This is a genomic window from Nocardioides sp. (assembly GCF_036401255.1).
Classification (GTDB): Bacteria; Actinomycetota; Actinomycetes; order Propionibacteriales; family Nocardioidaceae; genus Nocardioides.
In genome coordinates this window covers 1-9586 of sequence record NZ_DASWVI010000435.1, presented here as the reverse complement: position 1 = coordinate 9586, position 9586 = coordinate 1, and the positions used below count along the sequence as shown (strand labels likewise).

Here is a 9586-nt window from a genome sequence, read left to right as displayed (position 1 = left end):
CCGGCGACACCGGAGACGCCCGTCGACACGGCACGGGAGGCGCTCTACACGCCGGAGGAGCTGTACGACGACCTCGACTACCCCGGGTCGCTCGACGCGCGCGCCTACGCCTGGTCGCAACGGCCGTCGACCCGCGAGAAGGCCCTGGCCCGCGCACTCCACGACCACGCGATCGACCTCGCGCTGGAGTCCTGGATCGAGGGCCGCCACCTGGTCGGCGTGATGGGCCGGCACGCGGCGGATCGCGGCGACCCGACGTTCGCCGAGGCCGCCCGACTGGGCTCCGCGCTCGGTGCGACCCGCGTGGTCGCGACCGGGGGCGGACCGGGAGCGATGGAGGCGGCGAACCTCGGCGCCTGGCTGGCGCACCGGCCCGACGCGCTGGAGGAGGCGCTGTCGATGCTGACCGCGGTCCCGTCGTACCGGCCCTCGATCGGAGCCTGGGCCGAACGCGCCTTCGAGGTCCTCGCCCGGTTCCCGGACGGCGTCGAGTCGCTCGGGATCCCCACCTGGCACTACGGGCACGAGCCTCCGAACGTCTTCGCGACCGCGATCGCGAAGTACTTCCGCAACTCCACGCGCGAGGCGACGCTGCTCGAGATCTGCGACGCCGGCATCGTGTTCCTGCCGGGCGCCGGCGGCACCGTGCAGGAGATCTTCCAGGACGGGTGCGAGAACTACTACGCCGACGAGTCCTCGGTCGCCCCCATGGTGCTCGTGGGGGCGCGCTACTGGACCGAGGAGCTGCCGGCCTGGCCGCTGCTGAGCCGCCTCGCCCGGGGCCGGCCGATGGAGCAGCACGTGCACCTCGTCGACTCCTGGGAGGAGGCCGCGAACCTCTTCGTTTCGGGGACGTGAACCCGAGGCGGAGCCTAGATTGACGCGGTGCAGATCTCTCGCCGCGACCTCTTCCGATCCGCCGCCGTCGTCGGTGGCGCCGCCGCTCTGGGCGGACTCGGTGGCCTGTCCGCCGAGGCCGTCGCCGGCACCGGGCCCGCCGCTCGCGCGGCTCGCGTCGCCACCCGTTCCACGGTCCTCGTCCGCGGCCCGGAGGGGCCCGGCGGCTACCGCCCCGTCGTCACCGCCGCCGGCGAGGCCTGGCAGGTGCGCACCGGCCTCGGCGCCGCGGCCAAGGGCGGTCGCGTCGCGCGTCGCCGGCCGCTGGTGGCGTTCACCCAGATCAGCGACGTGCACATCGTCGACACCGAGTCGCCCATGCGCGTCGAGAACGCCGAGGCGTTCAGCAAGTCGGCGTACCGTCCGCAGGAGTTCTTGAGCCTGCACGTGGCCGAGGCGATGGTCCAGGGCATCAACGCGGTGCGGACCGGCCCCGCCACCGGGCGGACGATCGCGTTCACCCTGCAGACCGGCGACAACGCCGACAACGCGCAGTACAACGAGGTGCGCTGGAACATCGACGTCCTCGACGGCGGCACGATCCAGCCGGACTCCGGCGACCACACCAAGACCGAGAGCGTCGCCGACTCCCTCGACCCGTCGCTGTACGACGTGATGTTCTGGCACCCGGAGGGCACCCCCGACGGCAAGACCGACGACGACGCCCGCGCGAAGTACGGGTTCCCGACGATCCCCGGCCTGCTCGACAAGGCTCGGGCGCCGTTCGAGGCGACCGGCCTGGACCTGCCGTGGTTCAGCGTGATGGGCAACCACGACAAGCTCGTCCAGGGCAACAACCACCCCACACCGAGCGACCTGGCCCGGGCGACCGGCGACAAGAAGACCGTCGGGGTCAAGAGCCGCACCGTCACCCCCGACCCCGACCGCCGTCAGCTCAGCACCGCCGAGATCGTCGAGGAGCACTTCACGACGACCGGCCTGCCGGTCGGCCACGGCTACACCGAGCAGAACCGCGCGGACGGGACGGCGTACTACACCTTCGACCAGGGCCGGGTGCGGTTCGTGGTAATGGACACCGTCAACGCCAACGGCGGCGACGAGGGCTCCTTGAGCCGCAAGCAGTTCGCGTGGATCAAGGAGATCCTGGCCACGTCGCAGCGCAAGCTGCTGGTCTTCTCCAGCCACCACCCGTCGTGGAGCATGGTCAACGACCTGACCGGCGACGTCGACCCCGGGCCGCGCGTCCTCGGGAAGGCCCTCGTGGCGGAGCTGCTCGAGCACGACAACGTGATCGCGTGGGTCAACGGCCACACGCACACCAACAACATCAAGGCGCACAAGCGCAAGCAGGACGGCAAGGTCGTCAACGGGTTCTGGGAGATCAACACCGCCTCCCACATCGACTGGCCGCAGCAGGGCCGCATCATCGAGATCGCGAACAACAAGGACGGCACCCTGTCGATCTTCTGCACGATGCTCGACCACGCCGCCCCGGCGACCTGGGACGCGAGCCAGCTCGACGACCCGCTGCAGCTGGCCGCGCTCTCGCGGGAGCTCGCCGCCAACGACTGGCAGGAGCGCTACCACGACCGCCGCGGCGCCCGCAACGCCCGCAACGTCGAGCTGGTGCTCCCGCGGCCGAAGTTCCCGCCGCTGGGCTAGGTGTTCAGGCGGCGCGGCGCCGGGAGGACCGCGCCGCGATCACGTCGCGGTAGTGATCGACCAATGCCGCGTTGACGCCCTGCCACGACCGTCCGGCGACGCTGCGGCGCGCCGCCAGGCCCATCCGGCGGCGGAACAGCCGGTCCGAGGCGAGCGTGTCGACGTACGTCATCAGCTCCGCCCGGCTGCCGGGCTCGTAGAGGAAGCCCGCCACGCCGTCGGCGACGACGTCGACCGGACCACCGGCTCGCGGCGCGACCACCGGCACCCCCGAGGCCAGCGCCTCCTGGGCGGACTGGCAGTAGGTCTCGTGGCGGCCGGTGTGCACGAACACGTCGAGCGAGGCGTAGGCACGCCCGAGGTCCTCACCGTGCAGGACGCCGAGGAACCTCGCGTCCGGGAGGAGCGAGCGCAGCCGCTGCTCCTCGGGCCCGCCACCCACGAGTACGAGCCGGTAGCGCGGGTCGTCGGCGAGACAGGTCAGCAGGTCCAGCTCCTTCTCGGCGGCCAGGCGGCCGACGTATCCGACCAGCAGCCGACCGTCGCCACCGAGGTCCCGGCGCAGCTGCGCCGAGCGGTGCACGGGGTGGAACTGCTCGAGGTCGACGCCGCGCGGCCACAGCGCCGTCGCGTGGATGCCGAGGTCGGCCAGCTGGCGGAGGCTGGTCGAGGACGGCGCGAGCGTGCGATCGACGCCCTGGTGGATGCGTCGGGTCAGGTAGGCCATCGCCCGGGGCCCGCCGGCGATGTCGTACCGCTGGGCGAAGCCGACGAGGTCGGTCTGGTAGATCGCGACCGTCGGGATGCCCAGCTCCTCGGCGGCGCGCACGGCCTGGTGGCCGAGGGTCGCCGGCGAGGCGACGTGGACGATGTCCGGGCGGAACCTGAGCATGACCGCACGGAGCCGGGCCCGGCTCTCCAGACCGATCCGGAAGTCGCGGTAGAACGGCAGGCTCGCGCCACGCGCCCGGGTCACGGCGAACCCGGCGTACGCCGTCGGCCCGGTCGGGGCGACCAGCTCGGCGCTGTGTCCCTCGGCGGCGAGGTGCTCGAGCACGCGGCGTACGGAGTTGGTGACGCCGTTGACCTGGGGCAGGAACGACTCGGAGACGACCAGCACGCGGAGCCGGTCGCTCGGGGCCTGCGGAAGCTCGACGAGGTTGGAGCGGAGTCGACGCAGTCGCATGTCGCGTCCTTTTCGAGGCGGTGGTCTTCCGTGTCGGACCATGCCGAGCGCCCCGGAACGGGTGTCGAGGTCGACGCGAACGTCGCATGAATCCCGCGTGGCGCCCGGGCGGACCTCGTGGGTCAGCCGGCGTTCCGGGGCACGGGCAGGCGGTAGGAGCGCTCCTGTCCGTACGCCGCGAAACCCATCCGGCGCAGGATCGGGGCCGAGGTCTCGACCCTGCCCTTGACGAGCGCGAGACGCGCGCCGTGCTCGACGCCCCAGGCCAGCCGCTCGTGGAGCAGGGCGCGGTAGACGCCACGACCGCGGTGCTGCTCGCGCACGGCACCGCCCCACAGCCGGGCCACCCCGTCGGTCACCGTGAGCCCGGCCGACCCCACCGGCAGCCCGTCCCGACGGGCGACCAGCCGGCCCGCGGCGCCGGTGGCGAAGTCGAGGGCAGCCCGGGCGGCCTCCCGCTCGAGGTGGTCGCCGGGCGGGACGGTGCCGCCGAAGACCTCCGCGGCCACCTGCTCGAAGTCGCGCAGCGCCGCGACGTCGACCACCCAGCTGAGCTCGAGGTCGCCCGGCGGAGTCGAACCGGGCCGACCCACGGGCGGCTGTGGCCGGAGATCACGCGCGAGGACGTCCACCGTGTGGGCGGGCGCTCCTCGCTCCGCGAGCAACGACTCGAGGGCAGGGTCGGCGTCGGGTGGGACCCAGCAGAGCACGCTGGTCGGTCCGAGCTCGGCGGCACGCTCCAGGGCCTCGTCGATCACGACGTCCACCGGCCGGCGCGGTCGCAGCCGCGTGAGCATCAAGGGCTCCTCGAACCAGTCGGGGTAGCGGACGAGGAGGTACTCGTCGGTCTCGACCCGCGTCGCGAAGTCGGGCAGCCACACCCAGGCCGCGCTCGCGGCCATCACCTCCGCGGGCCCCGGGCTCATGCCTCGGTGGCCGCCAGCTGGCCGCACGCGCCGTCGATCTCGCGGCCACGGGTGTCGCGGACGGTCGTGGGGATGCCCTTGGCCTCGAGCCGGCGGACGAACTCCCGCTCGTCGGCCGGGTCGGAGGCGGTCCACTTCGACCCGGGCGTCGGGTTGAGCGGGATCAGGTTGACGTGGACCCAGCCCCAGTCGCCGCGCTGCTGGAGCACGTCGGCGAGCAGGTCCGCGCGCCAGGCCTGGTCGTTGATGCCGCGCATCATGGCGTACTCGATGGAGACGCGGCGCTTGGTCGTGGCCGCGTAGTTCCACGCGGCGTCGACCGTCTCCGCGACCGAGAAGCGCGTGTTGATCGGCACCAGCTCGTTGCGCAGCTCGTCGTCGGGCGCGTGCAGCGACAGCGCGAGCGTGACCGGGATGCCCTCGTCGGCGAGCTGGCGCATCCGCGGGACCAGACCCACGGTCGAGACGGTCACGCCCCGAGCGCTCATGCCGAGGCCGTCCGGGGCCGGGTCGGTCAGCCGGCGTACGGCCCCGATCACGGCCTTGTAGTTGGCCAGCGGCTCCCCCATCCCCATGAAGACGACGTTGGAGACACGGCCCGGGCCGCCGGGGACCTCGCCGCGGGCCAGCGCCCGTGCGCCGGCGAGGACCTGCTCGACGATCTCGGCGGTCGACATGTTGCGCTGCAGACCGCCCTGGCCGGTCGCGCAGAACGGGCAGGCCATGCCGCACCCCGCCTGGCTGGAGACGCACATGGTCGCCCGGTCGGGGTAGCGCATCAGGACGGACTCGACGAGCGCGCCGTCGAAGAGCCGCCACAGCGTCTTGCGGGTGGTGCCGCGGTCGGCCTCCATCGTGCGAAGCGGCGTCATCAGCGGCGGCAGCAGCTCGGCGACGAGCTCCGCGCGCTGCGCGGCCGGGAGGTCGGTCATCTCCTCGGGGTCGTCGACGAGCCGGGAGAAGTAGTGGGTGGCGACCTGCTTGACGCGGAAGCCCGGCAGACCGAGCTCCTTCGCGTACGCCGCCCGCTCGTCCGGCGCGAGGTCGGCCAGGTGCCGCGGCGGCTTCTTGCGGCCGCGCGGCTCGTCGAAGACCAGGGGCAGAGGGGTGCGCTCGGACATCAGACCCCGATCATCCCATCCGGGCGAGCGCCCCGGCGATTCGTCGGCCGGGCCGTCAGCTCTGGTAGGTCACTAGGTACCACAGCACGATCGCGCTGACGCCTCCGACGACGAGCGCCGTGACACCCATCCCGACCAGCATGTACTTGCCGAAGCGCCGGGTCCGAGGCGCGATCACCAGCCCCAGAGGGACGGCCAGCGTCACCAGGACGAGCGGGAACAGGTCCTCGGCGGTGTGGTAGTCGAAGATCCAGCCCAGGATCGCGGCGAACAGGCCGGGGACGACGATCACGAACGCCAGACCCGTGAAGAACCCCATGAGCGAGGTGAACGTCGGGTGGTCGCGGTGCCACCAGTCCGGCACCCGCTCCTCGGCGGGCGCCGGCTCCGGGGTCGCGTCGACGGGGTGACCCGTCTCGTCAGCGTCGGTCGACATCAAGGCGACTCTACGGCCGGATCGACAGCGATGACGTCCGGCATGCCGAGCGATTCCGAGCGCTCCGGTGCCGCACCAGGTGGAGCATCAGTAGACGAGGTAGTGGAGCAGCAGCCAGATCGGGGCGATCGTGGCGAGCAGCGAGTCGATCCGGTCCATCAGGCCGCCGTGCCCCGGGATCACCTGGCTCATGTCCTTGATGCCGAGGTCGCGCTTGATGACCGACTCGCACAGGTCGCCGAGCGTTGCCATCACGACCGTGATCAGGCCGAGGAGCAGACCCACCCACCAGTCGCCGTCGAGGAGGTAGACGACCAGGGCCCAGCCGGCGAGGAGACAGAAGGCGACCGAGCCGGCGAAGCCCTCCCAGGACTTCTTCGGCGAGATGACCGGCGCCATCGGGTGCTTGCCGAACAGCACGCCCGCGGCGTACCCCCCCGTGTCCGAGGCGACCGTCACGAGCACGAACGCGACGATCCCCTGCACCCCGGCGTCGTCGAAGCCCGCGGCGTTGGCGCCCCCGCCCTCGGCGAGCAGCAGCGTCACGAACGACCCGAGGAAGGGCACATAGACGAGCGTGAACACCGACGCGGTGGCGTTCTGGACATAACCGTCGACCCCGCGCTGGAGCAGCCACAGCATGATCACCAGCGCCGTCACCGCGGTGGCGGTCACCAAAGCGGGCGCGCCCCAGACGTACGTGACGGCGACCATGACGACACCACCGACCATCAGCGGCTGCTCGGGCAGGTCGATGCCCTTGGCGCGGAAGCCGCGGTGCAGCTCCCAGATCGCGACGACGACCGCCGTCGCGACGATCAGCATGAACGCGGTCTTCCAGAACAGCAGCGACAGGGCGATGGCGCTCAGCAGGACGACCGCGGACGCGACGGCGGCGCGCAGGTCACGGCCGGCCCGGCCGTGGTCCTTGGCGGGAGGCGGGACGGGGGCCGGCGCGGCCGGAGGCATCGCAGACGGGGCGTCGGGCATGAGGTTCCGGCCGCTCAGACCTCGAGCAGCTCGGCCTCCTTGTGCTTGAGCAGCTCGTCGATGGTGTCGGTGTGCTTCTTGGTCATGCCGTCCAGGCGCTTCTCCGCGCCGGTGACGTCGTCCTGGCCGACCTCGCCGTCCTTCTCGAGCTTCTCGAGGTGCTGCTTGGCGGTCCGGCGCAGGTTGCGGACGGCGACCCGGCCCTCCTCGGCCTTGTGGCGAGCGACCTTGATGTACTCCTTGCGGCGCTCCTCGGTGAGCTCCGGGAACACGCAGCGGATCACCTTGCCGTCGTCGGCGGGGTTGACGCCGAGGTCGGAGTCGCGGATCGCCTTCAAGATGTTGTGCATGGCGCCCTGGTCGAAGGGCGCGATCAGGATGATCCGCGCCTCGGGTGCGGTGAACGACGCGAGCTGCTGCAGCGGGGTCGGGGAGCCGTAGTAGTCGACCACGATCTTGTTGAACATGCTCGGGCTCACCCGGCCGGCGCGGATCGCCGCGAACTCCTCGCGCGTCGCCTCGACCGACTTGTCCATCTTGCCGTCGGCCTCGTTGAGGATGTCGTTGATCACGGGTGCTCCTAGTGTCGCTGGGTCGGTGCTCGTGGGTAGGACCGCTCAGCCCGCGGTGACGAGCGTGCCAATCCTCTCACCCTGCACGACGCGCAGGATGTTGCCCTCCGGCTCCATGCCGAACACGACCATGGGCAGCTTGTTCTCCCCGCAGAGCGCGAACGCGGTCTGGTCCATGATCCTCAGGCCGCGGGCGATCGCCTCGTCGTAGGTGAGGTCGTCGAACTTCGTCGCGGTCGGGTCCTGGTGCGGGTCGGCGGTGTAGACCCCGTCGACGCCGTTCTTGGCCACGAGGACCACGTCGCACCGGCTCTCGAGGGCCCGCTGCACGGCCACGGTGTCGGTGGAGAAGAACGGCATGCCCATGCCGGCCCCGAAGATCACGACGCGGCCCTTCTCCATGTGCCGGATCGCCCGGCGCGGGATGTACGGCTCGGCGACCTGTCCCATCGTGATCGCCGTCTGGACCCGGGTCTCGACGCCGAGCTTCTCGAGGAAGTCCTGCAGGGCCAGGCAGTTCATCACGATGCCGAGCATGCCCATGTAGTCGGCCCGGACCCGGTCCATGCCGCGCTGCTGGAGCTCGGCACCCCGGAAGAAGTTGCCGCCGCCGGTCACGACCGCGATCTGCACGCCGGCCTTGACGACCGCGGCGATCTCGCGCGCGACGGTCTGGACGACATCGGGGTCGACGCCGACCTTGCCGCCGCCGAACATCTCGCCGGACAGCTTGAGCAGGACGCGCTTGTATCCGGTCACGGACGGCTCCTTCGTGGGGCGGGACAGGAGAAGGCCGGTCCGATGATCAGGATCGCTGCCATCGAACCGGCCTCCTCGCGTATGTCTTGCTAGAACCTATCGAGTTACGCGCCGACCTCGAAACGGGCGAATCGCTTCACGGTGGTGCCGGCCTCGTCGAGCACGGCCTTCACGGTCTTCTTGCTCTCGGTCACCGAGGGCTGCTCGAGCAGCACGACGTCCTTGAAGAAGCCGTTGAGCCGGCCCTCGGTGATCTTCGCGATCGCCTGCTCGGGCTTGCCCTCCTCGCGCGAGGTCGCCTCGGCGATCTCGCGCTCCTTGGCGACCTTGTCCGCCGGGACCTCGTCGCGGGTGAGGTACTGCGGGCGCATCGCCGCGATCTGCATCGCGGCACCGCGCGCGCCGGCCTCGGCACCGTCGTACTCGACGAGCACGCCCACCGCGGGCGGCAGGTCGGCGGCCCGCTTGTGCATGTAGGCCACGACCGGGCCGTCGAAGTAGGCCACCCGGCCGAGCTCGATCTTCTCGCCGATCGTGATCGCGAGGTTCTCGACGACCTCACCGACGGTCTTGTCGCCGAGCTTGACGGCCTTCAGGCTCTCGGCGTCGCCGGCCTTCGCCTCGTTCGCTGCGTCGGCGATCTGCTGGGCGGCGGCGACGAAGTCGTCACCCTTGGCCACGAAGTCGGTCTCGCAGTTGAGCTCGACCAGCGCGCCCCCGGAGGTGGCGACCAGGCCGGCCGAGGCCTCGCGCTCGGCACCCCGCTCGGCCATCTTCTTGCCGAGCTTGATGCGGATCAGCTCGGCGGCCTTCTCGAAGTCGCCCTCGGACTCCTCGAGCGCCTTCTTGCAGTCCATCATGCCGGCGCCGGTGAGCTCGCGGAGCTTCTTGACGTCGGCGGCGGAGATGTTCGCCATGGTCCTTCTTCCTCGAAGTGTTTCCCAGTGAACGGGTGGCCAGTGATCAGGTGACCGGACGGGCCGGATCAGGCCTCGGTGGTCTCGGCGGCCGGCTCGGCGGCAGGCTCGGCGGCCGGCTCGTCGGTCGCGGCAGCGGCGGCCTCGGTCGCCTCGGCG

10 protein-coding genes are annotated in these 9586 nt (G+C 71.4%); 2 read left to right on the top strand and 8 right to left on the bottom strand.

The features are described 5' to 3' along the window. Both VGD85_RS19940 and VGD85_RS19935 read left to right on the top strand, forming a co-directional pair. Positions 1-858: Rossmann fold nucleotide-binding protein (locus VGD85_RS19940; RefSeq protein ID WP_331065175.1), on the top strand; the 858-nt coding region annotated here is incomplete at its 5' end. A 27-nt stretch (positions 859-885) separates the two neighbouring features. After that, on the top strand, positions 886-2520 hold the full coding sequence (locus tag VGD85_RS19935) for a TIGR03767 family metallophosphoesterase (protein WP_331065174.1): 1635 nt from the start codon (positions 886-888) through the stop codon (positions 2518-2520). 4 nt (positions 2521-2524) lie between these two features. Here the strand turns inward: VGD85_RS19935 and VGD85_RS19930 are convergent, their stop codons facing one another. From VGD85_RS19930 to tsf, 8 genes are all read right to left on the bottom strand, one after another. Next, entirely contained in the window at positions 2525-3706 is a 1182-nt protein-coding gene (locus tag VGD85_RS19930) for a glycosyltransferase family 1 protein (RefSeq protein ID WP_331065173.1), read from the bottom strand. A 122-nt stretch (positions 3707-3828) separates the two neighbouring features. Next, the gene (locus tag VGD85_RS19925; protein ID WP_331065172.1) at positions 3829-4632 is read right to left on the bottom strand and encodes a GNAT family N-acetyltransferase; all 804 of its coding nucleotides are present in this window, start codon (positions 4630-4632) and stop codon (positions 3829-3831) included. Further along, entirely contained in the window at positions 4629-5753 is a 1125-nt protein-coding gene (gene rlmN / locus VGD85_RS19920; RefSeq protein ID WP_331065171.1) for a 23S rRNA (adenine(2503)-C(2))-methyltransferase RlmN, read from the bottom strand. Before rlmN ends, VGD85_RS19925 begins: the two co-directional genes overlap by 4 nt. A gap of 55 nt (positions 5754-5808) precedes the next feature. Then, entirely contained in the window at positions 5809-6189 is a 381-nt protein-coding gene (locus VGD85_RS19915) for a hypothetical protein (protein WP_331065170.1), read from the bottom strand. Between the two features lie 87 nt (positions 6190-6276). After that, positions 6277-7179 (bottom strand): phosphatidate cytidylyltransferase, encoded by a 903-nt coding sequence (locus VGD85_RS19910; protein WP_331065169.1) that lies wholly within the window; start codon positions 7177-7179, stop codon positions 6277-6279. A gap of 14 nt (positions 7180-7193) precedes the next feature. Beyond that, positions 7194-7748 carry a ribosome recycling factor gene (gene frr / locus VGD85_RS19905; RefSeq protein ID WP_331065176.1) on the bottom strand — a complete coding sequence of 185 codons (555 nt, stop codon included), beginning with the start codon at positions 7746-7748 and terminating at the stop codon, positions 7194-7196. Positions 7749-7796: 48 nt separating this feature from the next. Then, a complete protein-coding gene (gene pyrH / locus VGD85_RS19900; protein ID WP_331065168.1) occupies positions 7797-8510 on the bottom strand; it encodes a UMP kinase in 714 nt (237 codons plus the stop codon). A gap of 104 nt (positions 8511-8614) precedes the next feature. Next, positions 8615-9427 carry a translation elongation factor Ts gene (gene tsf, locus VGD85_RS19895; protein WP_331065167.1) on the bottom strand — a complete coding sequence of 271 codons (813 nt, stop codon included), beginning with the start codon at positions 9425-9427 and terminating at the stop codon, positions 8615-8617. Positions 9428-9586: the final 159 nt, after the last annotated feature.

Coding starts and splice junctions, on each gene's coding strand:
- VGD85_RS19930 (WP_331065173.1), bottom strand. CDS start 3,706: ATGCGACTGCGTCGACTCCGCTCCAACCTCGTCGAGCTTCCGCAGGCC.
- VGD85_RS19925 (WP_331065172.1), bottom strand. CDS start 4,632: ATGAGCCCGGGGCCCGCGGAGGTGATGGCCGCGAGCGCGGCCTGGGTG.
- rlmN (WP_331065171.1), bottom strand. CDS start 5,753: ATGTCCGAGCGCACCCCTCTGCCCCTGGTCTTCGACGAGCCGCGCGGC.
- VGD85_RS19915 (WP_331065170.1), bottom strand. CDS start 6,189: ATGTCGACCGACGCTGACGAGACGGGTCACCCCGTCGACGCGACCCCG.
- VGD85_RS19910 (WP_331065169.1), bottom strand. CDS start 7,179: ATGCCCGACGCCCCGTCTGCGATGCCTCCGGCCGCGCCGGCCCCCGTC.
- tsf (WP_331065167.1), bottom strand. CDS start 9,427: ATGGCGAACATCTCCGCCGCCGACGTCAAGAAGCTCCGCGAGCTCACC.